The organism is Aurantiacibacter hainanensis, assembly GCF_036321025.1.
In the GTDB taxonomy this organism is placed as follows: domain Bacteria; phylum Pseudomonadota; class Alphaproteobacteria; order Sphingomonadales; family Sphingomonadaceae; genus Alteraurantiacibacter; species Alteraurantiacibacter hainanensis.
Map to the genome: position 1 here is coordinate 166,686 of NZ_JAZAPB010000002.1, position 25,319 is coordinate 192,004.

A 25,319-nucleotide genomic window follows, 5' to 3' on the forward strand; every position below is an offset into this window, starting at 1 on the left:
GTGATCGATCAGGCCTTTGGAACGGACCTGGAGATGGTTTCGATGATGGGACAATCGGGCCGCTCACCGCCCTGGCACCTGTTGGCGAGGTCGAGCAGGGCGGCCCGCATGTCGGCCAGTGCCCGCGCCTTCTTCCCTAGCTCTTCCGCCCGCGCGAGCGCCAAGGCCTTCACATCGGCACTCGTGCGTTGATTATCCTCCCACAGCGCCAGTAACTCGCGGATCTCCTCGATCGGAAAGCCGAGGTCGCGAGCGTTTGCCGCGAACCTCAAGCGATGAACATCGGCATCCGAATAATCGCGATAGCCTGAATCCCGCCGCGCTGGCGGCGGGATCAGTCCGATCTTCTCGTAGTGGCGGATCATCCGTTCAGATACGCCGCTCGCGCGGGAGGCTTTTCCGATGTTCACAGCTTCACCCGATTGAGCCGCAGCGCGTTGGCAACGACGCTCACCGAGGAAAGCGACATGGCCGCAGCCGCAATGATCGGCGACAGCAATATCCCGAAAGTCGGATAGAGCACCCCGGCTGCCACGGGGATGCCAAGCGAATTGTAGAAGAAGGCAAAAAACAGGTTCTGCCGGATGTTCGCCATCGTTTTCCGGCTCAGGGCGATGGCAGTCACGATGCCGTTGAGATCGCCCTTCAGCAAAGTAACGCCAGCGCTTTCCATCGCCACATCGGTTCCCGATCCCATGGCGATGCCGACATCCGCCGCTGCCAGGGCAGGTGCGTCGTTCACGCCGTCCCCGGCCATCGCCACGACCTTGCCCTCGGACCGAAGCCGCCTGACGACCTCGCTCTTGCGGTCGGGCAGGACATCCGCCTCGATCTCCGTAATGCCAAGGCGACCGGCGACCGCTTCGGCAGTCGTGCGATTGTCGCCAGTCATCATGACAATCCTGATCCCCGACTTGCGAAGGGCCGCAAGCGCGCCAGGCGTGCTCGGCTTGACCGGGTCGGCTACCGCGAGAACGCCTGCCACCTTTCCATCGACGGCAACAAAGATGGCTGTCGCGCCTTCGGAACGCAGCTCATCCGAACTCTTGTCCAGGGCTTCGGTCGAAACTTCGATCTCGGACATGAAGCGGGCGTTGCCGAGGGCGACATCGCGGCCTTCCACGATGCCGGACGCACCCTTGCCCGTGGGAGCATCGAAGTTCTCGACGCCCGGAATGGCGATCTCGCGATCCCTTGCCCCATCGACAATCGCCTTTGCGAGCGGGTGTTCGGACGCGACCTCGACCGCAGATGCCAGCCGGAGCAGGTCATTCTCTTCCCACCCATGAGCCGGGACAACCATCGTGAGCGCAGGCTTGCCCTCGGTCAGCGTTCCGGTCTTGTCGACGATGAGGGTATCGACTTTCTCCAGCCGTTCGAGAGCCGCTGCGTCCTTGACGAGCACGCCAAGCGAAGCTCCCCTTCCGACACCGACCATGATCGACATCGGTGTCGCCAGTCCGAGCGCACAGGGACAGGCGATGATGAGCACCGCAACGGCTGCGACAAGCCCGTAGGTGAAGCTCGGTTCGGGACCCCAGATCGACCAGGCCGCAAACGCCATCACCGCGACAGCGATCACGACCGGTACGAACCAGCCGGCCACCTGATCGGCGAGACGCTGGATCGGGGCGCGAGAGCGCTGGGCTTCCGCGACCATCTGGACGATGCGGGACAGCATCGTGTCCCTGCCGACCGCTTCGGCACGGATGACAAGCGCGCCGGTCTGGTTGATCGTGCCGCCGATCACCCGGTCGCCTACCGTCTTGGCAAGCGGCATGGACTCTCCGGTCACCAGCGCCTCGTCGAGCGTCGATTTGCCGTCCGTCACCACGCCGTCGACGGGGACTTTTTCACCGGGGCGAACGCGCAGGCGATCTCCGACCAGCACGTCTTCCAGCGGGACTTCGGTTTCGCTTCCCTCCTCGTCAATCCGTTGCGCGGTCTTGGGAGCGAGGCCGAGCAGGGCCTTGATCGCACCGGAAGTGCGCTCACGGGCGCGAAGCTCGAGCACCTGTCCAAGCAGCACGAGTACCACGATGACCGAGGCGGCCTCGAAGTAGACCGCAACCTGGCCCATTTCATTCCTGAAGGTGGGCGGGAACAGGCCCGGAGCCACCAGCGCGACGACGCTGTAGAGCCAGGCAATGCCCGTTCCCATGGCGATCAGGGTGAACATGTTGAGATGCCGGGTCTTGAGCGATGCCCAGCCGCGCTCGAAGAACGGCCAGCCCCCCCACAGCACAACCGGTGTTGCCAGCGCGAACTGAACCCATGCGGAAACATCCATTGGCACGAGATCGTGAATCGCCGGGATCAGGTGCCTGCCCATTTCAAGCAGGAAAACCGGTACGGCGAGAACCAGCCCGATCCAGAAGCGACGGGTCATGTCGACCAATTCCTCGCTCGGTCCGGCTTCGGCAGTCGCCAATTCCGGTTCCAGAGCCATTCCGCAGATCGGACAGGCGCCCGGATGGTCCTGTCGCACTTCGGGGTGCATCGGACATGTCCACATGGTGCCTTCGGGAACGGCTTCCTCGGGCACGTCAGGACGCGGACTAAGCCAGCGATCGGGACCGTCCTTGAATTTCGTCAGGCAGGATCCGCTGCAGAAATGGTATTCCTGCCCGTCGTGAACGGCATGATGCTGCGTGGTTTCGGGATTCACGGTCATTCCGCAGACCGGGTCGGTTGCGGTGCCTGAAGTCGCCTGGTGCGGGCGCTCGTGATGGCAGGCACTGTGGTCAGTGTGTCGGTGGTTTGTCATCGGCTTTCTCCTATGCCGATTGGTCAAATGCACCTTAACACGATGTCAGGGTCAAGCGCTAATCAAAGCGCGTGCAAAATGTGCCTCTGGCTGATCCATCAACTCTGAATGTCGGCTTTCGGAGTGCTGCTCACTCGCGAACGGAGATGCAGGGAGAATGCACCGGAGCGGATTAAATTACGCCTCGGGCTTGTTCCGCGCCTCGTTGCGGCGTTTCAGCTCGGCCTCCGCGTCGGCGAGTCTGCTGTATCGGTAGGGCCCGACGCGGTATTCCAGGGTCCAGCTGCTATCGATCCCGGCCGGCAAGCCGCCAGGCATGGATGGGCGCGCGAGAGCCCCGCCTTCGTCTTCCCATTCGCTCGAGCCGAAGGGGCTGGAGCGCAGGCTGTCCTTTTCCATGTTCGTCATCTGGTAACCTTTCCGGCACGCCCCTCTCGGGCGAAGGCGAAGGCCGGCACCGGGAACTTGCAGGTTCCGATGCCGGCCAGTCCGTCTAGCCCTGCTGAGTGGGGGCTCGTTCCTGCTGCGACGATTCCTCGCCCTGCTGTTGCAGGTCGACCGCGCGCTTGTTTCCTCCGTCGACTTCCACTGTCTCGTAGGAATAGCGCTCGTCCAGCGAAGGTGTCTGCGCCTGCTGCTGCAGGTCAGCCTTCTTGAAGGGAAGAGCGTCGCCGCCCTCTTCGGGGATGATCGTCCCTGCGCCCTTTTCCGTGTTGTATGATTTGATGTTGCCGAACTGGGGCATGACTATTCCTTCGAGGCGGAGTGCAGCCTGCCGGGATTGGCCCGACTGCGGCTAGGAGGCTCAAGTGAAGGAAAAAGGGGCGCGAAAGAGGCGCCGGTCAGACCAACGGTTGCGTCTGGTAGCTGGTTAGGAAATGGTCATCGAGAGGCGCGATTACAACCTCTTTCGCATGGCTCGGGAAGCGGAATCCCTTCCGATCAGACGCTGGGAGTCGCCGCGAAATGCGATGCGCACCATGCGCAGGAGGCAGCGGCGCCCAGGCTGTGCTGGAACGAGCCGATTTCACCTGCGATCCTGCGTGCCCGCGCCAGGTGACCCTGGCGATCTGCATCGCTTTCGGTAGTTCTTGACGACATCAGCGCCTGTTGGTGCGCAGCGTATTGCTTGTTGAGGTCCATGTTCTTTCTCCGGCAATTTGCGGCATTGCAGGATGCATGGCCGTTATTTCGTTCAATCCTCAATCAACCATCGCCGCGACGAGACGTCGCAGTTCGAGTGTCGAGAGAATTCCGGGCAGGTTCGAATTGTTATCGATATTCCCGTGATTGCCCTGGCTGGTGCCGGGGCGGTTGCTTTGGCGCTTGTCGGCGCCCGAAAACGTGTTGTTCATTATATCCTTGTTGGCAGCGCGTCGGCTGCCCTTTTCATTCTATGTTAGCGCATGAAGCCGCGTTTGCGCCTGACGCCGGGGCCTTGCCCCGATGTCTGTTCGCGAAACACGATCCGACCCTTGGTCAGATCGTAGGGCGTCATCTCGACGTGTACGCGGTCTCCGGCGACGGTGCGGATGCGGAAACGCCGCATCCTTCCCGCCGTATAGGCGATGAGCTCATGTCCGTTGTCGAGCGTGACGCCGAAGCGTCCGTCGGGCAGGACCTCGTTGATCTCGCCTTCCAATGTCATGAGTTCTTCTTTCGCCAAACCGAAACCCCGTATGCAAAATCCGTCCGCGCAGGGGCTTGTCCCGAGGCGGAGCCAGGAAGCATGTAAGGGAAGAAGAGATTGCCGTTAGAGCAATCGAATTCCGTCGCAGGCGACGTTAGGCAATTTCCATATAGCTTCATGTAAAATAATTGCAAGCATTCCGCCCAATTGCCGCCAGCGGCTCGCTAGTCGTCGACTGCATTTGGCCGGCAAGACACAGCGGGCAGACAGCCTTCAGGATGCCATATGGGCGCGATGTGCGGCCGCTCTTCGTGGAAAGCGGACACCTCTTTCACTCGCTCCCCGACATCAAATTGCGCGCCGAGAGGCAAAGGCGTATCGTTCCTTACGGGAGCGAATGGCAGAAAGGGGATGCCGCGTGACCGAGATTGAGATCGGTAGACATGTGCTTCAGCCCAATCGCCAGCTCCTGCTGGACGGCGAACACATCCATCTCGGTCCCCGTGCCCTGGAAATTCTGACCGAATTGGCCGCAGCGAATGGCGAGATCGTCACCAAGGACGAGCTGATGGAGGCCGTCTGGAGCGATGTAACGGTCGAGGAGAACGCGCTCCAAGTGCATGTCACCGCCCTTCGCAAGGCTCTTGGGGAAGATGCCGTTCGGCTGCACACAATAAGAGGCATCGGGTATCAGCTCGACCTGGGTGCTGCGGCAGAGCCCGGCCACGACCAAGGCCCGACTGCCGCACCACCATCCCTAGTCTCGGGAACGGCTTTGGAACCGGCTGCCGGGGCAAACGTCTGGCGAGGTCGGCGGACAGCCATCTGGCTGGGGGGCCTGATCGTGGCCGTATTGCTGCTTGGCGCGATGTGGCAGCTCGGAATACGAAATGACCCGAGCACCACCCAGGTCACCGTCATGCCACTCACCGCAATCGGCGATGAGCCGGAAGAAGCAGCGCTTGCCAACGGCATTACGGAAGAACTGATTGTCCGACTTCGCCGGATTCCCGAACTGGAGGTCGTGAGCGGCCTCTCCAGCAGTCAAGCCAATGGCAATAGGTTGCACGGATCCGTGCAGGTCGATGGAGAAGAATTTCGGGTCTTCGCGCGCCTGGAAGACGGTTCAGGTGAAGTCTTGTGGACGGAGAATTTCGATCGGGAGTTGAACGACCTCTTGTATGTCGAGGAGGAGATTGCAGCAGCCGTGGCCAGCGCCTTGAGCGTGTCTCTCAATGTTGGTTTGGAAACCTCGGGTTACGGTGGCACTGACGACGCGGAAGCTTACGCTCATTTCGTGCAGGGCATATCCTACGGGTTTGGAAGCGAGATACACCTCTCGCTGCGACACCTCGAGCGAGCGATCGAAATCGATCCTGACTTTTCCCGTGGCTGGGCGCAAATCGTTTACGCGCAATCGTTCGCACTACTGAATGACTCGGATGCCTCTAGCGTTCGCGACCGTCTCGCCGCGATGGATCAGGCATCGCTCCAGGCCATCAGGACCGGACCCGATCTTGCGATCGGCAATGCAGCGCGCGCTTGGTTTCTGTTGCATGTTAACGAGGTGGCGCTTGCCGAACGATTCAACCAGCGAGCAATCCGTCTCGACCCAGGTAACGACACCGAATTTCGGGATAGGATCGCGTTCATTGCCCTACAGTTCGGACGCGTCGAGGACGCACTGGACTACGTAAGATCCAAAGCCCTCATCGACCCTATCTTCAATAGGCAGATCACACCTAATCATCTCGCGGCGCTATTTCTGGCTGGGAGACACCAAGAGGTCGTGGAGCTTTACGAGGAAGCTCTCGCATCCGGTCAGGATCTTCCTGACAGCACCCTGGCCATTGTTGCCGGATCGTATTTTTCGCTGGGCGATGAGGTCGCAAGCGAAAGGGTCGCGAGCGCCAGTCAAACATCTTTCATGATCGACTGGGCCCTGGAATTTAATGAACAGACCTTTCCCAGGCTGCCGCCAGCTGCACTTCGGGAATGGGCCGATGAAGTCTATGGGGACACGGGACGATTCCAACTGGCGGCTCTGGCCACTCGCGCCGCTGACAAGGGGGAAAACGAGTTGGCACTCAGCTATCTCCAACTCGCCTACGATCGACCAGGACAGGCATCATATCTGATGCTCTGGCATCCCTATCTCGGAGAGGTTCGAAGAAGCGAAGGTTTCGAGCAGCTGATAGCCAGGCTAGGCCTGGTGGATGCATGGCGGGAAAGTGGCGATTGGGGCGATTATTGCCGTCCGCTATCCGAGTCTGAATTCGAGTGCTTCTGATTGGACCGCGATCGCGTCGTCATCGGCTGGTCCGCTTTTGGCTTACCGCTAGCTCGGCGAATGCGTCTGCAAGTGGGTGGAAAGCGGACATCGATGCCAACGGTGAAATTAGGCAGACACGTATGCGTTCTTGGCTTTCAAGAGGCGCATGAAGTGGATCGTCAGGGGAGCCAAAATAAGAGCACCCAAAAGCGCGACATAATTCTCCACAAACGGTGGGGAGGTGCTGGAAACAAACCAGTTGACCGCTAGATGCGAAATCATAGCTAACAACACGCTGAATTGGGTCTTCACGCCCAGCCACGTAAGATAGAACGTATAGACGACATAGAATGGAACCCAGGCGAGCCAGCCGACCATGCCCCATGTGTTATAGCCGGGCATAAGGTAGAACGGTATGTGCCATAGCACCCAGACGATTGAGAGTATTAAACCCGTTTGGATAGGTGTGTGCACCTCCAAGAGCCTTGGGAGTGCATAGCCTCGCCAAACGATCTCTTCGATCCAGACCGGGATCAACAAGCCAAGAACACCTACGCTGAGGACGGGGTCGAAGGCCGCCTTGGCGCCAAGAATAGGCAGCAATCCAATTCCGACCGCAAACAGCCCTGCGGGTATCAACGCTGCCAAATATGCCGAGAAGTTCTTTCTGGCGGCAAATGTCAACGCTAGCCAACTGCCGACCGCTTGCCAGCGCCCCTCTTTGAAAACAAAAATCCCGGTGATCGCCACCATGCCAATCGCCCCGAGCATGATTGCGGCGGAGGGCACCTCAATACCGATTAAGCCTCGGGCACTGAGGGCGACGAAATACCATATGGCGCCAGTCCAAAGCAGAACGATTAAAAGGAGCCAATGCACCTGCCTCATTGCGCTAACATATCTTCAAATCGAGCCTGAGCAAAATACGTCCCGGCATCTGGGCAGAACTTCCGCAATCCGGTCGTTAGCGGACAGTCTGCTTGACGCGCCGGATCGCTAGACCTCGTCATAGTGAAACGGCGCGATCACTGCGGTGGGATGCGCTTCGTATTCGAAGCTGGGCGGCCGGTCGGGCTGTACCCCTTCGGTGGAGCGCAGCAGCGGTACGCCGCCGCGATGCCAGCCCTCGTCGTATTCGCAATAGAAGTTGATGATGCCGTGCAGGGACGCGATGCGCCAGCGCCCGTCCTCGCGCACGTAAGTGTTCTCGTAGGTCGCCTCGCCCCAGCGGCCCACCTCGTCGTCCATGATGCCCACCATCATCAGCGTGCGCCAGCGACCTTTCGCGGCGCCGGCCGCGCTGTCGATGTGAAGCACGGGCTGCAACTGCATGTGGTTGAATATCACCCCGTCGCGGTATTCGGGCAGGCGATGCAGGTATTCGCGCACGCGGTCCTGACCCACGTAGACGCCGCGTCCGGCGATCTCCAGCGTGCCGTCGCGGGCGAACAGGTCGGCCGCCTTGTCCCACAATCCCTTGTCGACATAGTAGCCGTAGGCGCCCTGCAGGTTGACGAGGTCGCGGTAGTCCTCCGCCGCCTGCGCGCGCGCTTCCAGCGCCTCGATCCGGGCCAGCAGGTCTTCGTTTGTCGGCATTGCATCCTCCCTTTCGCGGAAGGATTACGTCACAATCGCGGCAGCGTCACCCCGCGCTGACCCATGTACTTGCCCGCGCGGTCGGCATAGGTGACCTCGGGCCGTTCATTGCCCTGCAGGAACAGGAACTGGCACGCGCCCTCGTTGGCGTAGATCTTGGCGGGCAGCGGCGTGGTGTTGGAAAATTCCAGCGTGACGTGGCCTTCCCAGCCCGGCTCCAGCGGGGTGACGTTCACGATGATGCCGCATCGTGCATAGGTGCTCTTGCCAAGGCAGATCACCAGCACGTCTTCCGGAATGCGGAAATATTCCACCGTGCGCGCGAGGGCGAAGGAGTTGGGCGGGATGATGCAGACGTCGGTCTTGCGGTCGACCAGGCTGTCGCCGTCGAAGTTCTTGGGGTCGACCACGGCGGAATTGACGTTGGTGAAGATCTTGAACTCGTCCGCCACGCGCGCGTCGTAGCCAAAGCTGGAAAGGCCGTAGGAGATACACCCGTCGCGCTTCTGCGCTTCCACGAAAGGCTCGATCATGCCCTTGGTCTGCGCGGCCTCGCGAATCCACTTGTCGGAAAGAATTGCCATGGATGAGGGATTCCCGAAGTGGCGGGTCGGGGCAAGTATCGTGTCGGACATATCCCCCTGCAGTGCGTTCTCACGCAGGGTTGCCGTGTAGCGAACGCGGCCCGATTGAGCTTGACGCTCTGTGCCGATGTACCGACATTTAGGAATGTGGGGATCAGACGAGGTGCAAAGATGGATGGACCGATAGTGGCGGCGACCGATTTCTCGGCGCGGGCGGACAGGGCTGTGGATCGGGCAATCATGCTCGCAGAGGAGCTCGGAAATCCTGTCGAACTGATCCACGCCGTAGAGTACGCGCCCGGAAGCACAGTCGACCGGCCTGCGCTGGACCGCGCCATGCGCGCAGTCGTGCCCGAAACCGGCGTCGAAGTCAGTTTCGCCTATCCCGAAGGTTCGGTCCCGGCTGCCATCGCCAGGCATGCCGAGGAACACGATGTCGCGATGATCGTGCTGGGCGTCGCGCGGTACAATTCAGTCGGAGACTATTTTCTCGGGACTGCCGTCGACCGGGTGATCCGGGGCACAAGCAAGCCGGTGATCGTGGTGAAGGCGAGGCCCCGCGAATCCTATGGCAAGATCCTGGTGGCGACCGATTTCTCCGATCCATCGCGGGAGGCTCTCGACTGGGTGGCCGCAAAATTCCCGCGAGCGCGGATATCCCTGCTGCACGCCTACTCCGTGCCCTTCGAGGCCTGGAACAAGGCTTCATATGTCGCGGAGGAGATCGAGAAAGAGGCGAAGGCGCGGCTGGAAGCGGTGCTGGACGACCTGCCAGATGCGGTTACCTCCAGAACTATCGCGCATGTCATCAAAGGCAGCCTGTGCCAGGCGGTGAACCAGCTAGTCGAGAGCGAAGGTATCGATCTCGTCGCGGTCGGCTCTCAAGGTGAGACCGGCTTCCGGCATGCCACCATCGGCAGCCAGGCAATGTCTGTGCTGGAGAATGCCAAGGTGGACACCGTTGTGATAGGGCCTCGCGTCGCCTGACAGCGACCACTTCCACGCCGTGTCCGGTCTGCACCGGCCCGGCGTGGAACATGTTGGCTCAGCCGCCCGCCAGCAAGCTCGCGTTGCCGCCCGCCGCAGTGGTGTCGATCGTCGTCACCCGCTCCGTCGCGAAGCGCGTCACGTAGTGCGGGCCGCCGGCCTTGGGGCCGGTACCCGACAGGCCCTCGCCGCCGAACGGCTGGCTGCCGACGACCGCGCCGATCTGGTTGCGGTTGACGTAGAAGTTGCCGACCTTGGCGCGCGCTTCCACGAAGTGCCGCGTCTCGTCGATGCGGCTATGGAGGCCAAGAGTCAGGCCGTAACGGGTGGAATTGATGTCATCCAGCACCTTGCCAAGGCCACCTGCCGGATAGCGGCAGACATGCAGGATGGGGCCGAACTGCTCCTCGTCGAGATCGAGGATCGAACCGATCTCGATGATGGTGGGCGAGAAGAAATTGCCCTGCTCGCAGTCGGTCGGCATCGAGCGTCGCCAGACGGGGAAGCCCGCCTCGATCATCTCGGCCACGTGGTCCTGCAGCTTCTCGCGCGCCTCGGCATCGATCACGGGGCCGATGTCGGTCTCGAGGTTGGCCGGATCGCCGATCACCTGCGCCTTGAAGGCACCCTTGATCATTTCCAGCATCTCGTCGGCCACGTCCTCCTGCAGGTAGAGCACGCGCAGGGCGGAACAGCGCTGGCCCGCGCTCTGGAACGCCGAGGCCACGACATCGCGCGTCACCTGTTCGGGCAGGGCACTGGAATCGACGATCATCGCGTTCATGCCGCCGGTCTCCGCGATCAGCGTGCCGATGGCTCCCTCGCGCGCGGCGAGCGAGCGGTTGATGGCGTGGGCCGTGGCGGTGGAGCCGGTGAAGGCAACGCCCGTCACGCGCGGATCGGAGGTAAGCGCCGCGCCCACCTTGCCGTCACCCGGCAACAATTGCAGCACGTCCTTGGGAATGCCCGCCTGGTGGCACAGGTCGATGGCCAGCGCCGCGATCAGCGGGGTCTGCTCCGCCGGCTTGGCGACCACGGTGTTCCCCGCGGCCAGCGCGGCGGCGGCCGGACCCATGAAGATCGCCAGCGGGAAGTTCCACGGCGAGATGGTGGCGAAAACGCCGCGCCCGTGCAGGCGCAGCAGGTTCTGTTCGCCGGTGGGGCCGGGAAGCGGCTGCGGAGCGCCGAACAGCATGCGGGCCTCGCACGCGTAATAGCGCAGGAAGTCCACCGCCTCGCGCACTTCCAGCACGCCGTCCATCATGGTCTTGCCGGCCTCGCGGCGGCACAGGTCCATGAACCGGGCCATGTTGTCTTCCAGCAGGTCCGACGCCTTGATCAGCAGATCGGCGCGCTTCTGGCCGCCCAGGGCATCCCACATCGGTTGCGCGGCGGTGGCGCGGGCCAGCGCCAGGTCGACGTCGCGTTCGCTCGCCATGACCTGGTGGCCCACGACCTTGCCCGACTGGGGCGCGTAGACTTCCTGCTTCTCGTGCTCGACGTTGGCCATCAGGGTGGGGCGGGCCACGGGGTGGTCCTGCCGCCAGTAGGCCAGCTGCTCTCGCAGTTCCTCCAGCTCGGGCGGGTGGGCGAGATCGACGCCCTTGGAATTGCGACGATTGGGATAGATGTCGCGCGGCAACGGGATCGCGGGATTGCGGTAGGGCTGCATCGCGGCAATGTCTGCCACCGGGTTGGTGGTGAGTTCCTCCACCGGCACCTCGGCATCTGCCATGCGGTTGACGAAGGAGCTGTTGGCGCCGTTTTCCAGCAGGCGGCGCACGAGATAGGCGAGCAGTTCCTTGTGCCCGCCGACAGGCGCGTAGATGCGCACGGGGGTCTTGTTGTCGCCCTCCATCCGGCCGAGCGCGCCGTAGACATCCTCTCCCATGCCGTGCAGGCGCTGGAATTCGAATGGAGTGTCGCCCGCCATCGCCTTGATCGCGCCGATGGTATAGGCGTTGTGCGTGGCGAAGGCGGGGAAGATCGAATCCTCCGCCTTCAGCAGTTCGGCGGCGCAGGCGAGGAACGACACGTCGGTGCCGATCTTGCGGGTGAAGACCGGGTAGTCGACATGCCCGCCCACCTGGCTCAGCTTGATCTCGGCATCCCAGTAGGCGCCCTTCACCAGTCGCACGAACAGCTTGCGTTCGTGCCGCCGGGCCAGCTTGGCGATCCACTTGCACAGGGGCAGGCCGCGTTTCTGGTAGGCCTGGATGGCGAGGCCAAAGCCTTCCCAGCCATCCTCGGTGCCGTTGTCGAACAGATCGTCATCGGCCATCAGCTCTTCGATGATGTCGAGGCTGAGCTCCAGCCGCTCGGCCTCTTCGGCATCGACGGTGAAATGGATGTTGGCATCGCGCGCCTGCACGGCCAGTTCGCGCACGATCGGCACGATCGCCTCGCGCGCGGCCTCTGCATGAAAGAAGTCGTACTTCGGATACAGCGCGGAGAGCTTCACCGAGATGCCGGGGCCGGTGTGGATGTCGCCCGGTTCCCTGGCCAGCCGATCGATGGCGTCGGCATAGGCCTTCCTGTAGCGTTCGGCATCGGGGAAGGTCATCGCCGCCTCGCCCAGCATGTCGAAGCTGTGGGTCAGCCCGCGCTTCTTTTCCGGCTTTGCGCGGCCCATGGCTTCCTCGATCGTGCGGGCATAGACGAACTGCCCGCCGATGATGCGCATGGCCTGCCAGGTGGCGTTGCGGATCACCGGCTCGCCCATCCGGCCCGTCGCCCGGCGCAGCGCGTTGGCGAGGCCCTTTTCCTGGCTCTTGCTGCCACGCAGCACTTCACCTGTCAGCATCAGCGAGAATGTCGCCGCGTTCACGAACACGCTGCCGCTTTCGCCGATGTGCTCGGCCCAGTCCTGCGTGGAGATCTTGTCGCGAATCAGCGCGTCGGCGGTTTCCTCGTCCGGCACGCGTAGCAGCGCTTCGGCCAGGCACATCAGGGCAATGCCTTCATCGGTGTTGAGGCCGTAATTGTGCAGGAAGGCGTCCAGCCCGGTGCTCTCGCGTTTTCGCGCCTCCTTGATCAGCTTGGCGGCAATATCGGCAGACTTGTCGTGCAGTTGCGTCACGACGGAGGCCTGCTCCATGCGTTGGGCGACGCAGGCATCCTCGTCCTGGCGGTAAGCGTTTCTGAGCGCGGTTCTGTCTAGGGCCATCGGGTGGGACATGGACTTGGTTTCCAAGGTTATCAAGCAAAGTCGGGCTGGGGCGGAAGCGTGCCAGCGGCTAGGGGCGAGTCATGAGAATGGTCTTCAGTCGCAAAGGTTTCGACACTTCTGCCGGTGGCGGGCCTTCGCCCATCGTCGAAGGGCGGCCGATGAGCCTGCCGATTCCCGCCGGCAGCGGGCCTTCCCGCACGACCTATGGCGACCTCGATCTGGGGGATCACGCCGCGCAGGCCAGCCGCGGCAGGCTGGGTGCGGACGACCTGTGCCACCACGATCCCATGTTCCTTCCCGGCGGACGCGCCATGCTTGGCCAGTGCGGAGCCGCACAGACCCACCTCGAGCGGCAGGGCGTGGGCATCGGCGACATCTTCCTGTTCTTCGGGCTGTTCTGCGCGGAAGAGGAACGCCCGCACCACCGGCTGTTCGGCTTTCTGCGGATCGAGGAAGTCCTGCGGCTGGACGATGCTCTCGCCGATCGCCTTGCGCAGCTGGCGGAGCTGGGAATGCCGCATGCGATCGGTCTGCACGCGAAGAACGACACGCTGTACGAAGGGGCAGGGCGTGTTGCCTCGCAGGCTAGCGAGGCATTGCGCCTGACCGTGCCCGAGGGGCCGCCCAGCTTGTGGAACGTGCCCCGCTGGCTGCACGAGACAGGCCTCTCCTATCACCACCGCGCGGATCGGTGGCGGGAATGCGGCCGCCTGCAGAGCGTTGCGCGCGGCCAGGAATTCGTCGCCGATATCGGCGACCGGGCGGACGCGCGGGAATGGCTGGCGGGCGTGGTCGCCGCAATCGAAGGCTAGGGCGTCTCCGCCGGCGGAACGCGCTCCACCCCGCGATGCTCGTTCAGCCTGTTCAGTCCAGCATGCGTGCGGGCCTCGATTTCCTTGCGCGGAAGGCCGGGTTCTATCGGCTCCCCGAAATGGATCGTGATCGTGCCGGCGCGCTTCCACAGGTGGTGATACAGGGGTCCGCTGTCCACCGCCACCGGCACCACCGGCAGGTCCAGCAGCTTGTAGAGCGCGGCAAAGCCAGCCCCCAGCGGCGGGTGCGTACCGTGGGGCACGCGGGTGCCTTCGGGGAAAATCACGATAGGCCGGCCATCCTCGACGTAGGGGCGCGCCTCGCGAATCATGGTTCTCAGCGCCCTGGCCCCTTCCTCGCGCTTCACCGGAATGGCGCCAAAGCGACGCGCGGCGCGGCCCCAGCCGGGAATGTCGAACAGTTCCTGCTTGGCGAACAGCGCCGGGTGGTCGAACAGGTGAGGGATGCCGATGGCCTCGAAGAAGCTCTCGTGCTTGATGGCATAGAAGCACTGGCGGTCGGGTCTTTCACCGGTTTCGACGATGCGGATGCCCAGCAGCCGTTCGCAGGCCCAGTGGTGCAGCGCGGACCACGCGTCGCAGATGCCGCGAACCCGGCCCGGCGCGATGCGGGCCGCCACCACGGCTGCGATCACCAGACCGATCGAGCCCCCGTAGAAGACCAGGTAGAACGCGATGTTGCGAAGATAGATCACTCCAGGGCCTGCAGAATCCAGACAGCGATGAACTTGTGATATTCCAGGAACAGCGTCCACAGGCTGGGTTCCGACCGCACGGCATCGCGCAGCACGTCGATCCCCTCCGGCAGCTGGTCCTGCAGTTCCAGGGCCGCGCGGCGCATGTGCCAGTCCGCCGTCACCAGCCGCAGCGAGGTATAGCCGCGTTCATCCAGCCATTCGGCGGTCTCGCGCGCGTTGCCACGCGTATCGAGGGCCGAGAAACCCAGGGTAACGCAGCAGTCCATCACCCGGGTCGGCACCGCGAACTGCGCCACGAACTCGTCCGGCTGCACGCTCGCATCGACGCCTGTCACCAGCATCTGCTGCGCCGCGCCCGCCTGCAGCATGTCCAGTCCGCGCTCTATCCGGCCGCCGCTGCCGGTGGGCACGACGATGGCATCGGTGCGGGCCTGCGCAGCGGGTTGCGGCAGGGCGACGGCGAACCAGATGAAGCCCAGGGCCCAGGCGATCAGCGGAATGGCGAGAATACGGCGGGCGGTCATAGCATTCTTCTCAGGGCGGCCACCACAGTCAGGCGGGCGGTCAGCATGGCGAGTGCCACGCCCATCAGCGGCACGGCGGCGATGGCCAGCCAGTCCGGCGGCGAAAGTGCGCCGCCTGCAACCATGCCGGATCCCAGTTCGGAGAATTGCCGTCCAAGAAGCAGGATCGCGCCGAGCCCCAGCGCCAGCCCCGCGGCACCGCCAAGCGCGGCATCGATGCCGATCGAACGCTGGAAGATGCGGGCGATCTGGCCGTCCGTGCCGCCAAGGTGGTGGATCACTTCAATGGTGTCGCGATTGGAGCCGAGCGCGCTGCGTGCCGCCAGCCAGACCGCCGCGACGCTCGTCGCCGCCAGCAGCACGACAAGGCCGATGGCGAGGTACTGCATGGAGCGGATCGCATCGAACACCGGGCCGAGCCATCCGGCCTGCGCGTCGAGCCGGGCGGACGGCACCTGGGCCACTAGCTCTGTGCGCAGGGCGCGCAGCCGTTCGGCGGTAACGGGACCGCTCAGCCGGATATCGATAAGCGCGGGCGTCGGCACGGCGTCCTCCTCGTGCACCGCGTCACCCAGCCACGGTTCCAGCAGGGCCGCGAGTTCCTCGTCCGGAACGCGGCGCACCGAGGCCACGTCTTCGCGCCCGGTAAAGAAGGCCAGCGCGCGCCGGGCCTCGCGCTCGCGCGCTGCCGGGGCACCCTGCACGATCTGCACGGTAATGCCGCCCGATATCTCGGCCCGGGCATTGGCGGCCACATTGTTGAGGGCGAGACCCGCGCCCGCGGCCATCACCGTGAGCGCGATCATGATGGCGATCACCCACGGCATCGGGCCGGCGATGCGCGCCTGCGGCAGCATGCGCGCGCTCTCGCTGCCGAAACGCGGAGTGCCGCGCCGGATGAGCGGACCAAGCCCCATCAGCCGCGCGCCTCCTGCCTGCCCGTGGGCCCCGTACGGCCAACGATCTCGCGCCTGGGCGGATAGCGCAGCGCGCCGGTGGGATCGGACAGGGTGCCCTTGTCCAGCCGCATGATCAGCGAATCCGGCACCTTGCGCAAAAGGTGCACATCGTGGGTCGCGACCACGACGGTGGTGCCAAGGCGGTTAAGCGCCTCGAACAGCCGCAGCAGCTTTACCGCCATGTCAGGATCGACGTTGCCGGTCGGCTCGTCCGCCACCAGGATTTCCGGCCGCGCGATGACGGCGCGGGCAATGGCCACGCGCTGCTGCTCGCCGCCCGAAAGCGTGGCTGGGCGTGCGTCGATCCGGTGCTCCAGCCCGACCCATTCCAGCATGTCCGACACGGGCTTCTGGATGGCACTTTCGCTCATGCCCGAGATGCGCAGCGGCAAGGCCACGTTGTCGAAGGCGGTGAGGTGGGGGATCAGGCGGAAATCCTGGAACACGGTGCCGATCCGGCGGCGGAAATCGGGCAGGGCAAGGCGCGGCTGGGTGATCAGGTCGTGCCCGAACATGCGGATTGCCCCGCGCGTGGGCCGCTGCGCGAGATAGAGCAGCTTGAGCATGGAAGTCTTGCCCGCGCCGCTGGCACCGGTGAGGAAATAGAAGCTGCCAGGATAGAGCGTGAACGAAATGTCGCTCAGCACCTCGCGATCGGTGCCGTAGCGCAGCCCGACATTATCGAACTGGACAATGGAATCTTCGCTCCCGCTCATGGCCGGTTGCTAGGGCCTCCGATGGGCGCGGGAAAGGGCCTTGCGGGCATTCGCGCGGATATAAGCGCTGGCGCTTGTGGAAAAAAGGCGCAACCGCATCGATGTGCCCCTTCGTGCGCTTGCCCGCGCGTCCCCCGTAGGCGTAGAGTTCGGCCAGTTCGATGATCTTGCAATGCCCCGCCTGCTCGACGCGCTATGTCGTGCCCGATACCGCCGTTGGCGTGGACGGCCGCACCGTGCGCTGCGCGAAGTGCCGCCACAGCTGGTTCCAGGAAGGGCCGCATGTGGCCGCGCCGGCGAAAGCTGTTGAAGCGGCGCCACCGCCACCGCCACCGCCACCGCCACCGCCACCGCCACCGCCCCCTCCGCCGCCACCTCCTCCCGCACAGGCTTCGCAGCCGTCGGCACCGGGACAGGACATGCGCAATGCCGTGACCGGGGAACGCGGGGCCCGGCTTCACAATCCGTCGCCCAAGGTCGCGATGTCCTTCAACATCAGGGACGCCGCGGCCGCGCGGGCCGACGCGGAGGCTCCGGCCGCGCGCCAACCCGTTCTGGATGAAGAGCCAGCCGCGTCACCCGAACACGAAGCCGACTACGAAGATGCGGCGGAGCCCGAAACGGAAGCGGAAGCGGAAGCGGAAGCCGAGCACGATCCGATCCCCGATCCTCCGCCGATGGAGCAGGACGACGAGGTAGCCCCGCCCCCGGCCGTGGATGCGCATGGCTACGGCTCGCAGTCCGACGAGGATGAGCAGTCTCCCTTCGATTCCGAGCCGCCGTTCCGCCCCCGCCGCAATCCGCTGAAGATGTGGACCTGGGCCGCGGCGATCTTCGCCATCGTGGTGTCGGGACTGATATTCGCGGTCAGCTACTGGGGCCTGCCCGACTGGGTCCCGGTGGAGCGCCCCACCTTCGCCGCCGATCAGCCGGACCTGCAGCTGGAATTCCCGCCGGAAGAGCAGGAGCGGCGGACCTTGCCCAATGGCACGGAGTTCTTCGGCGCAAGCGGCCGCATCACCAACATCGGCACCCAGACCCGCACCATACCCACGATCCTGATCGTGCTGCGCGATGCCCGCGATGCAATCGTCTACAGCTGGGAAGTGCCCCCGCCGCAGCGGGAGCTGGCACCGGGCGAAACGGTTACCATCAACGAGGCGGTGACCGATATTCCCCGCCGCGCGCGCTTCGCCGAATTCGGCTGGAAACCGGAGTAGCGCAAGGCCATTGCGGTCGCCCTCCATTGACTGCTTGCAGCGCGATAACCTCTTTGCTAGGGGCGCGCTCCTACCCGGGGCGGGCAGATGGTCATCCCCTCCTATCGATGTGCGGTCGTGGCGGAACTGGTAGACGCGCAACGTTGAGGTCGTTGTGGCCGAAAGGCCGTGGAAGTTCGAGTCTTCTCGACCGCACCAATCACCCCCAGAGCGAACCGGAAAAGGTCTCCGAGCGGAGGCCGTCCCGGCAATGGCGCGGTTTCGCGGGGTTCAGCTCCTGACCTGACCCGGCCTTCCGGTGCATGCGTGCTGTATCGCCGATACTCTCGTCACTGAACCGAGTGCTTGGGTCCCGCCTGACTCTTCGTGAGGCAGCCGGTGTGCGCGTCTCGGGAACCCGGAAAAGGGTGGGCAGCCGCGCCAGGCAGCGGAACATTGCTGGAAATCTGCCATTGCATGGGAATGGGAAGTTTCCGTCGAGAACCGGCCTGGTGGCGCGATGAGACCATCTACCAGGTCTATCCGCGCTCATTTCAGGACAGCGATTCGGACGGGGTCGGCGATCTGCCCGGTATTCTTTCCCGGCTTTCCTACGTTGCTCGGCTCGGCGTCGACTGCGTCTGGCTTTCGCCGATTTTCGCCTCGCCGATGAAAGACTTCGGATACGACGTGGCGGACTATCGCAGCATCGATCCGCTGTTCGGGTCGATGGACGATTTCGACAGGTTGCTGGACGCGGCGCATTCGCACGGATTGAAGCTGCTGCTCGACTTCGTTCCCAATCACACGTCAGACAGGCACGCGTGGTTCGAAGAGAGCCGAAGCTCGCGGAGCAATGCCAAGCGCGACTGGTACATCTGGAAGGATCCGGGCCCCGATGGCGGACCGCCGAACAACTGGATCAGCAATTTCGGCGGGTCCGCATGGGAGTTCGACGAGGGGACCGGGCAGTACTACTACCACGCGTTCCTCGCCTCGCAGCCCGATCTCAACTGGCGCAATCCCGAGGTTCGCACCGCCATGTTCGACATCCTGCGGTTCTGGATGGACAAGGGAGTGGACGGCTTCCGTGTCGACGTGATCTGGCACCTCATCAAGGATGCCCGGTTCCGCGATAACCCTCCCAATCCCGAATACCGCCCCGGCCAGCCGGAGATCGAGAAGAACCTACAGATACATTCGGCGGATCAGCCAGAAATCCACGATCTCGTGGCGCAGATGCGCGACGTGATCGAGGAGTACGACAACCGGCTGCTGATCGGGGAAATCTACCTGCCGCTCGAACGGATGGTTCGATATTATGGCGAGAGCGGCGAGAGCGGTGTGCACTTGCCGTTCAATTTCCAGTTGCTGCAATGCCCGTGGAAGCCGGAGAAAATCGCCGCCCTCGTAACCGAATACGAAGCGGCGCTGCCCGAAGAGGGCTGGCCGAACTGGGTGCTGAGCAATCACGACCAGCCACGCATTGCCGCGCGGACGGGCTTGCGTCAGGCCCGGATCGCCGCGATGCTGCTGCTTACCCTGCGCGGCACGCCGACGCTCTACTATGGTGACGAGATCGGCCTGGCCGACGTCGAGATTCCCCCCGATCGCATTCAGGATCCCTGGGCCAGGCAGGAACCGGACAGCAGCTTCAACAGGGACAAGGCGCGCACGCCGATGCAATGGTCGAGCGAGGAAAACGCGGGCTTTTCCGAAGCCGAACCCTGGCTGCCGTTGTCGCAGGACTGGCGCGATCGCAATGTCGCGGAGCTCGACGAGGAGCCGGGTTCCCTGCTGCGTCTCTACAAACGCCTGCTCGCCTTCAGAAAGGAAGAGCCGGCCTTGCGGCGCGGGACATATCGCGAGATCCATGTGGACGACGCGGTTTTCGCATACGAGCGGGTGCACGAGGGCGAACGACTGGCCGTGGTGCTGAACTTTTCCGGGGACGCCGCCCCCGGCCCGCTGCTTCCCCAACCCTACCGCAATGGCAGTATCGTCTTTTCCTCCGAGGAAGATGGCGACCTGCGCAGGAGAGACGCCGCCACCCTCGATCTCCGACCCGGCGAAGGCGTCATCGTGCGGGCCGAGGAAAACCGCTCATGATCGAAGACCGCTGGTACAAGAACGCCGTCATCTACTCGCTTTCGCTCGACAGTTATCTCGATTCGAACGGCGACGGCGTGGGCGACTTTGCCGGTCTGCTGGACAGGGTGGATTATCTCCAGGGCCTGGGCGTGTCGGCCATATGGCTCATGCCTTTCCATCCCTCTCCGCGCCGCGATCACGGATACGACGTGGCCGACTATTACGGTGTCGATCCGCGCTACGGCACGCTGGGCGATTTCGTGGAGTTGACGCAGGCGTGCCGTCAGCGCGGCATCCGCGTGATGATGGACCTCGTGCTCAACCACACCTCCATCGACCATCCCTGGTTCCAGGCGGCGATTGCCGACAAGGAAAGCAAGTACCGCGATTTCTACATCTGGTCGAAGGAACGGCCCGAAGACGCCGACGAGGGCATGATATTCCCCGGAGTGCAGGAGACCACCTGGACGTGGAACCGCCATGCGCAGGCTTACTACTTTCACAAGTTCTACGACTTCCAGCCCGACCTGAACCTCGCCAACCCGGCGGTGCGGGCCGAATTGCTCAAGATCGTCGGCTTCTGGCTGGAACTGGGCATATCGGGTTTCCGCGTGGACGCCGTGCCATTCCTGATCGCGGAGAACGGCATCAACGTGAAGGACCCGGAACCGGCCTTCGGCTTCCTGCGGCGGCTGCGCGAGTTCGCCCAGTGGCGAAAAGGCGACGCGGTGTTCCTGGCGGAAGCCAACATCCCGCCGCAGGATTGCCTGCGCTACTTCGGCGAGGCGGGCGACCGATTGCAGATGATGTTCAACTTCCCGGTCAACCAGACGCTGTTCTACGCGCTGGCCAGCGCCGACACCCTTCCGCTGCGGGAGAAGCTTGAAGAATCGCGCGACGTGCCCGGCACGGCGCAGTGGGCGCATTTCCTTCGCAACCACGACGAACTGGATATCGGAAGGCTGCCCAAGGAGCAGAAAGAGGCCGTCTTCGCCGCCTTCGGGCCGGAGGAGGACATGCAGCTTTACGAGCGTGGCATCCGCCGTCGCCTGGCGCCCATGCTCGGCGGCAGCCGGGCGAAACTGGAACTGGCCTATTCGCTGATGCTGACAATGCCGGGCACGCCTGTCATCCGCTACGGCGACGAGATCGGCATGGGGGAGGATCTCTCGCTGCCCGAACGCGAAGCGGCGCGCACGCCGATGCAGTGGTCGGCGGAGAAGAACGCCGGTTTCACCGTGTGCGACGAGCCGGTTCGTCCGGTTATCGACCATGGGCCCTACGGCTATCGCAAGGTGAACGTGGCCATGCAGCGCGCAAGCGAGAGCTCCTTCCTGCGCTGGACCGAGCGTATGCTGAGGATGCGCAAGGAACTGACCGAGATCGGCCACGGCAGCTTCTCCATCCTCGATACGGAAAGCCACATCCTGGCCATGCTCTACCGGCACGAAGGCCGAATTTCCGTGTTCGCGCACAATGTCTCCGACCGGAAGGTGGAGTTCGCCGTCTCGCTGGACGATGGCGAGGACGGGGGACGTGCACTGGTATGCTTGCAGAGCAACCGCGCCATTCCGCCAGGCGAGGATGGCAGCTTCGACCTGGTGCTGGAGCCGTACGGCTATCGCTGGTTCCGCCTTGGTGGGCTTGAGGACATGATCGCCGACGATGGCCCGGCCGCGGACGTTCCGCACCGTTCGGCGGGCTGAGCGATCACCCGTTGCCGATGAACCCGGGATAAAGTGTCATCCCGCCGTCGATGTAGAGCGTCGTTCCGGTAACGTAGTCCGCCTCGTCACTGCATAGCCAGCCGACCGGCTTTGCCACGTCCTCGACCTCGCCGAGCCGGCCGTAGGGGATCAGTTCGAGAAGCTTTTCCGCCTGTTCCTCGTCGCTCCAAACCTCGCGATTGATGTCGGTCTTGATCGCGCCCGGCGCGATGCCGACCACGCGGATGCGGTGCGCGGCGAATTCCTGCGCCAGCGTCTTCATCAGCATGTCCACGCCGCCCTTGGCGGCGGCATAATTGACGTGGCCCGCCCAGGGCACGACATCGTGAACCGAGCTCATGCAAACGATGACGCCGGCATTGCGACGACCCTCGCCGATGCCCTGATCGACGAAGTGCCGCGCCGCCGCGCGCGCCACCAGGAATTGCCCTGTGAGGTTCACGTCGATGACCTTGCGGAACTCATCCGCCTTCATTTCCAGCGCCGGTGCATCGATCTGGATGCCCGCGTTCGAGACGAGGATGTCGATCCGTCCGAAGCGCGCGACGGTCTCCTCCACGAGGCGCGTGGCATCGTCCTCGCTGGAAACGTCGCCGCCGATGCCGAAAGCCTTCGTGCCGCCGCGCGATATTTCGTCCGCCAGCTTTTCGGCCGGTCCGGAATCGCTGTGCCAGTTGATCGCGACATCGGCGCCGCGCGCCGCCAGTTCGCGCGAAATCGCCTCTCCGATGCCGCTGTCGCCGCCCGTGACCAGCGCCGCGCGCCCTGTGAGATCGGCACTCATGCCCCTAACGCCATTGATGAAAGCAGCGCGCGCTCGCTGCGCCGGGAATCGAGCCGCACCTGCTGGTCGACGATCGGAACGTCGGCCGCGGATACGCTCGCAGGCGGAATGCATAATTCCGCCATGGTCCAGCGTCGCTTGCCGATCTCGGTCATGTTTGCCGAGCGAACCATGCGGCCAATAGTTCCGCAAACTTTGAAACACTTCGGCGCGCAGGCGATTGACCTAGTGAACAGCATGGGAGTGCAGTTGTTGGGCGACAGGCAAGAAACCGACGCACGCGAGGCCAAGCCCCTGCTCCTCATCACCGGAGCGGACGGCAACATCGGCCGTTCACTGGGCAAGGCGTTTTCCGAGGATTTTACCGTCGTGGGGCTCGACCGCGACATGGATCACGAGGGCGGGCCGCCCATCGTCGAGATCGACATCACCTCTCCCCAGTCGATGAAAACCGCGCTCGAGAAGATCGGCGACGAGCACGGGCGCAAGGTGGCCGCGGTCATCCACCTGGTCGCGTTCTTCGACTTTTCCGGCGAGCCCAGCCCGCTGTACGATCAGGTCAACGTCGAAGGAACGCGCAACCTGCTGAATGCGCTGGAAGGGTTCGAGGTAGAGCGCTTCATCTACGCCAGCACCATGCTGGTGCACGAGCCGCAGGATCCGGGCGAGCGGATCGACGAGCAGACCCCGTTCGATCCGCGCTGGGAATACCCCAAGTCCAAGAAGAAGGTGGAGGACCTGATCCGGGCCGAGGCGCAGATGCCCTATGCCATCCTGCGCCTTGCCGGCATTTACGACAGCGAGAGCGCCGTTCCTACGCTGTCCCACCAGATCGCCAGGATCTACGAGCGCAGTCCGCAATCCCACTTCTACTCCGGGCCCCTGAATGCCGGGCAGGCGATGCTTCACCGCGACGACATGGTCGATGCTATGCGGCGCACGGTGGGGCGGCGCGGCACGCTGCCACCCGATGCCGAGATCCTCGTCGGAGAGCCGTTCGCTCCGGGATACGACACCTTGCAGGACCGGATCGGCGAACTGATCCACGGGGCGAGCGAATGGGAAACCATCAAGCTGCCCGCACCTGTCGCCAAGGTCGGCGCCGCCGCGCAGAATGCAGCCGAACCGATCGTTCCCGATGCCATCGACCAGGGCGAGAAGCCGTTCATCCAGCCGTTCATGATCTCCATGGCGGACGATCACTACGCCCTCGACATCAAGCGCGCTGAAGACTGGCTCGGCTGGCGTCCCCGGCACCGGCTGGAAGACGAACTCCCGGCGATGGTGGCCAATCTGAAGCGCGATCCGGTCGCCTGGTACGAGCGCAACGGCATAACGCCGCCGCACTGGCTGCAGGATGCGCAGGATGAAGACGTGGAGCAGCCCGAGGCGCTGCGCGAGGACATAGAGGCGACGCGCATCGCCCAGCACCGGGCCAGCCGCTGGACCCATTTCGTCAACATCGCGCTCGCCTTCTGGCTGATGACCCAGCCACCTCTGATCGGGATCGACGATCCGCTCTATGCCTGGGCCGAGGTCGCTGCCGGCGCGGCGCTGCTGGTGACGGCCATCGCGTCGCTCAGCTGGCGACTGGCCATCGCGCGATGGCTGTCGGCGGGCATCGGGATGGTGGTGATGGCGCTGCCCGTGGTGTTCGTCACGCCGAACGCCGCTGCTTACCTTTCGGATACGCTCGTCGGCGCGCTGGTTTTCGGCATGGCTATCGCCGCAAAGCCGGAGGTGGGAACGGCCATCATCGCACGACGACGAGAGCCCGAGATACCGCCGGGATGGAGCTTCAACCCTTCATCCTGGACCCAGCGCCTGCCGATCATCGCTCTCGCCATCGTCGGCCTGCTGTTCTCGCGCTATCTCGCAGCCTACCAGATGGGCCACGTCGATGGCGTGTGGGAGCCGTTCTTTGCAGGCTCCGCCACGGACCCCCAGAACGGCACCGAGGAAATCATCACTTCCAGCGTCTCCGAGGCCTGGCCGGTCCCCGATGCCGCCGTGGGCGCATATACCTACATGCTCGAAATCCTGACCGGCATCGTCGGCAGCAGGGCGCGCTGGCGCACCATGCCGTGGCTGGTGCTGGCCTTCGGACTGATGATCGTGCCGCTAGGCATCGTTTCCATCGGCTTCATCATCATCCAGCCCATCGTGATCGGCACGTGGAGCACGCTGGCCCTGATCGGCGCAGCGGCGATGCTGATCCAGATCCCCTATTCGGTGGACGAACTGGCCGCGAGCATGAGCTTCATCCGTCGCCGGGTGAAGGCAGGGAAAAGCCTGCTGCGCGTCGTGCTCTTCGGCGACACCGACGAGGGCGACCGCCTCACGCCGGTAGAACACGAATTCGAACGCCGTCCCATGACGATAATGAAGGAAATGTGGGCGGGCGCGGTCAACCTTCCGTGGAACCTTTGGCTGGCCGGCGCCATCGGCCTGTCGTTCCTCTTCACTCGTCTCACGCTGGGAGCGCAAGGCACGCTGGCCGACGCCGATCACCTGCTCGGCTCGCTGGTGATCACGGTACTGGCCGTGGCCGCGGCGGAAGTGTGCCGCGCGGCGCGTTTCGCGCTCATCCCGCTCGGGCTGGCGCTGGCGGTGGCACCGTTCCTCTATGATGGCTCACTGGCGCATATCGTCGTCAGCGTCGTGGGCGGGCTTGCGATAGTCGCGCTGTCTTTCCCGCGCGGACGGATCGTCGAAAGCTACGGTTCGCTAGACCGGATCATCCGTTAGTCGCGGGCACCAGGCGGGCGCAGCCGCGTCTGGAG

The 25,319-nt window shown here is 63.9% G+C and carries 24 protein-coding genes, 1 tRNA gene and 1 pseudogene; 9 read left to right on the forward strand and 17 right to left on the reverse strand.

Going from position 1 to position 25,319, the window contains the following annotated elements; translation table 11 throughout:
- Nucleotides 1-8: 8 nt before the first annotated feature.
- The 7 genes from cueR to infA form a co-directional block, all read right to left on the reverse strand.
- Complete coding sequence (gene cueR / locus AAA989_RS08320; protein ID WP_338242493.1) at nucleotides 9-410, reverse strand: Cu(I)-responsive transcriptional regulator; 402 nt, start codon at nucleotides 408-410, stop codon at nucleotides 9-11.
- A complete protein-coding gene (locus AAA989_RS08325; protein WP_338242495.1) occupies nucleotides 407-2,767 on the reverse strand; it encodes a heavy metal translocating P-type ATPase in 2,361 nt (786 codons plus the stop codon). Before AAA989_RS08325 ends, cueR begins: the two co-directional genes overlap by 4 nt.
- 177 nt (nucleotides 2,768-2,944) lie before the next feature.
- Entirely contained in the window at nucleotides 2,945-3,175 is a 231-nt protein-coding gene (locus tag AAA989_RS08330) for a hypothetical protein (protein ID WP_338242498.1), read from the reverse strand.
- An 85-nt stretch (nucleotides 3,176-3,260) separates the two neighbouring features.
- Nucleotides 3,261-3,512 (reverse strand): cold-shock protein, encoded by a 252-nt coding sequence (locus AAA989_RS08335; protein WP_338242500.1) that lies wholly within the window; start codon nucleotides 3,510-3,512, stop codon nucleotides 3,261-3,263.
- Nucleotides 3,513-3,709: 197 nt separating this feature from the next.
- Entirely contained in the window at nucleotides 3,710-3,910 is a 201-nt protein-coding gene (locus tag AAA989_RS08340; protein ID WP_338242502.1) for a hypothetical protein, read from the reverse strand.
- Nucleotides 3,911-3,969: 59 nt separating this feature from the next.
- Nucleotides 3,970-4,122: a hypothetical protein gene (locus tag AAA989_RS08345; RefSeq protein ID WP_338242504.1), complete on the reverse strand. Its 153-nt coding sequence runs from the start codon at nucleotides 4,120-4,122 to the stop codon at nucleotides 3,970-3,972.
- A 44-nt stretch (nucleotides 4,123-4,166) separates the two neighbouring features.
- Nucleotides 4,167-4,433 (reverse strand): translation initiation factor IF-1, encoded by a 267-nt coding sequence (infA, locus tag AAA989_RS08350; protein WP_338242506.1) that lies wholly within the window; start codon nucleotides 4,431-4,433, stop codon nucleotides 4,167-4,169.
- A gap of 382 nt (nucleotides 4,434-4,815) precedes the next feature.
- On the opposite strand from infA, the gene AAA989_RS08355 reads away from it, so the two are divergent.
- Nucleotides 4,816-6,687 carry a winged helix-turn-helix domain-containing tetratricopeptide repeat protein gene (locus AAA989_RS08355; RefSeq protein ID WP_338242508.1) on the forward strand — a complete coding sequence of 624 codons (1,872 nt, stop codon included), beginning with the start codon at nucleotides 4,816-4,818 and terminating at the stop codon, nucleotides 6,685-6,687.
- A gap of 108 nt (nucleotides 6,688-6,795) precedes the next feature.
- Here AAA989_RS08355 and AAA989_RS08360 read toward each other — a convergent pair whose 3' ends face one another.
- The 3 genes from AAA989_RS08360 to dcd form a co-directional block, all read right to left on the reverse strand.
- Nucleotides 6,796-7,557, reverse strand: a complete 762-nt coding sequence (locus tag AAA989_RS08360) for a CPBP family glutamic-type intramembrane protease (protein ID WP_338242511.1) — start codon at nucleotides 7,555-7,557, stop codon at nucleotides 6,796-6,798.
- Between the two features lie 108 nt (nucleotides 7,558-7,665).
- On the reverse strand, nucleotides 7,666-8,265 hold the full coding sequence (locus AAA989_RS08365; protein WP_338242513.1) for a nuclear transport factor 2 family protein: 600 nt from the start codon (nucleotides 8,263-8,265) through the stop codon (nucleotides 7,666-7,668).
- Between the two features lie 29 nt (nucleotides 8,266-8,294).
- Entirely contained in the window at nucleotides 8,295-8,849 is a 555-nt protein-coding gene (gene dcd, locus AAA989_RS08370; RefSeq protein WP_338242516.1) for a dCTP deaminase, read from the reverse strand.
- Nucleotides 8,850-9,020: 171 nt separating this feature from the next.
- On the opposite strand from dcd, the gene AAA989_RS08375 reads away from it, so the two are divergent.
- The gene (locus tag AAA989_RS08375; RefSeq protein WP_338242520.1) at nucleotides 9,021-9,836 is read left to right on the forward strand and encodes a universal stress protein; all 816 of its coding nucleotides are present in this window, start codon (nucleotides 9,021-9,023) and stop codon (nucleotides 9,834-9,836) included.
- 58 nt (nucleotides 9,837-9,894) lie between these two features.
- Here AAA989_RS08375 and putA read toward each other — a convergent pair whose 3' ends face one another.
- Nucleotides 9,895-13,002, reverse strand: coding sequence for a bifunctional proline dehydrogenase/L-glutamate gamma-semialdehyde dehydrogenase PutA (putA, locus tag AAA989_RS08380; protein ID WP_338242524.1), 3,108 nt, complete (start codon nucleotides 13,000-13,002; stop codon nucleotides 9,895-9,897).
- An 83-nt stretch (nucleotides 13,003-13,085) separates the two neighbouring features.
- Here putA and AAA989_RS08385 point away from each other — a divergent pair, with 83 nt between their 5' ends.
- Nucleotides 13,086-13,817, forward strand: a complete 732-nt coding sequence (locus AAA989_RS08385) for an Nmad3 family putative nucleotide modification protein (RefSeq protein ID WP_338242526.1) — start codon at nucleotides 13,086-13,088, stop codon at nucleotides 13,815-13,817.
- Here AAA989_RS08385 and AAA989_RS08390 read toward each other — a convergent pair.
- Genes AAA989_RS08390 through ftsE form a run of 4 tightly spaced genes read right to left on the reverse strand, consistent with a single transcriptional unit; the run spans nucleotide 13,814 to nucleotide 16,735 of the window.
- Complete coding sequence (locus AAA989_RS08390; protein WP_338242528.1) at nucleotides 13,814-14,533, reverse strand: lysophospholipid acyltransferase family protein; 720 nt, start codon at nucleotides 14,531-14,533, stop codon at nucleotides 13,814-13,816. The genes AAA989_RS08385 and AAA989_RS08390 overlap by 4 nt on opposite strands.
- Nucleotides 14,530-15,060, reverse strand: a complete 531-nt coding sequence (locus AAA989_RS08395) for a YdcF family protein (protein WP_338242531.1) — start codon at nucleotides 15,058-15,060, stop codon at nucleotides 14,530-14,532. The genes AAA989_RS08390 and AAA989_RS08395 overlap by 4 nt, the downstream gene beginning before the upstream one ends.
- Nucleotides 15,057-15,977, reverse strand: a complete 921-nt coding sequence (locus AAA989_RS08400; protein ID WP_338242533.1) for a cell division protein FtsX — start codon at nucleotides 15,975-15,977, stop codon at nucleotides 15,057-15,059. Before AAA989_RS08400 ends, AAA989_RS08395 begins: the two co-directional genes overlap by 4 nt.
- A complete protein-coding gene (ftsE, locus tag AAA989_RS08405) occupies nucleotides 15,977-16,735 on the reverse strand; it encodes a cell division ATP-binding protein FtsE (protein ID WP_338242535.1) in 759 nt (252 codons plus the stop codon). Before ftsE ends, AAA989_RS08400 begins: the two co-directional genes overlap by 1 nt.
- A 161-nt stretch (nucleotides 16,736-16,896) precedes the next feature.
- Between ftsE and AAA989_RS08410 the strand changes: the two are divergent.
- The 5 genes and pseudogenes from AAA989_RS08410 to AAA989_RS08430 form a co-directional block, all read left to right on the forward strand.
- Nucleotides 16,897-16,992 (forward strand): annotated as a pseudogene (locus tag AAA989_RS08410) (MJ0042-type zinc finger domain-containing protein); the annotation flags it as partial.
- 162 nt (nucleotides 16,993-17,154) lie between these two features.
- Complete coding sequence (locus tag AAA989_RS08415) at nucleotides 17,155-17,955, forward strand: thioredoxin (protein ID WP_338245478.1); 801 nt, start codon at nucleotides 17,155-17,157, stop codon at nucleotides 17,953-17,955.
- Nucleotides 17,956-18,066: 111 nt separating this feature from the next.
- Nucleotides 18,067-18,153, forward strand: a tRNA-Leu gene (locus AAA989_RS08420).
- A gap of 258 nt (nucleotides 18,154-18,411) precedes the next feature.
- Nucleotides 18,412-20,043 (forward strand): alpha-amylase family glycosyl hydrolase, encoded by a 1,632-nt coding sequence (locus AAA989_RS08425; protein ID WP_338242538.1) that lies wholly within the window; start codon nucleotides 18,412-18,414, stop codon nucleotides 20,041-20,043.
- Nucleotides 20,040-21,731, forward strand: coding sequence for an alpha-amylase family protein (locus AAA989_RS08430; protein ID WP_338242540.1), 1,692 nt, complete (start codon nucleotides 20,040-20,042; stop codon nucleotides 21,729-21,731). Before AAA989_RS08425 ends, AAA989_RS08430 begins: the two co-directional genes overlap by 4 nt.
- 4 nt (nucleotides 21,732-21,735) lie before the next feature.
- Here the strand turns inward: AAA989_RS08430 and AAA989_RS08435 are convergent, their stop codons facing one another.
- The gene (locus AAA989_RS08435; protein WP_338242542.1) at nucleotides 21,736-22,536 is read right to left on the reverse strand and encodes a glucose 1-dehydrogenase; all 801 of its coding nucleotides are present in this window, start codon (nucleotides 22,534-22,536) and stop codon (nucleotides 21,736-21,738) included.
- Nucleotides 22,533-22,691 carry a sensory rhodopsin transducer gene (locus tag AAA989_RS08440; RefSeq protein ID WP_338242544.1) on the reverse strand — a complete coding sequence of 53 codons (159 nt, stop codon included), beginning with the start codon at nucleotides 22,689-22,691 and terminating at the stop codon, nucleotides 22,533-22,535. Before AAA989_RS08440 ends, AAA989_RS08435 begins: the two co-directional genes overlap by 4 nt.
- Nucleotides 22,692-22,788: 97 nt before the next feature.
- Between AAA989_RS08440 and AAA989_RS08445 the strand changes: the two genes are divergently transcribed.
- Nucleotides 22,789-25,284 carry an NAD-dependent epimerase/dehydratase family protein gene (locus AAA989_RS08445; RefSeq protein ID WP_338242546.1) on the forward strand — a complete coding sequence of 832 codons (2,496 nt, stop codon included), beginning with the start codon at nucleotides 22,789-22,791 and terminating at the stop codon, nucleotides 25,282-25,284.
- Nucleotides 25,285-25,319: the final 35 nt, after the last annotated feature.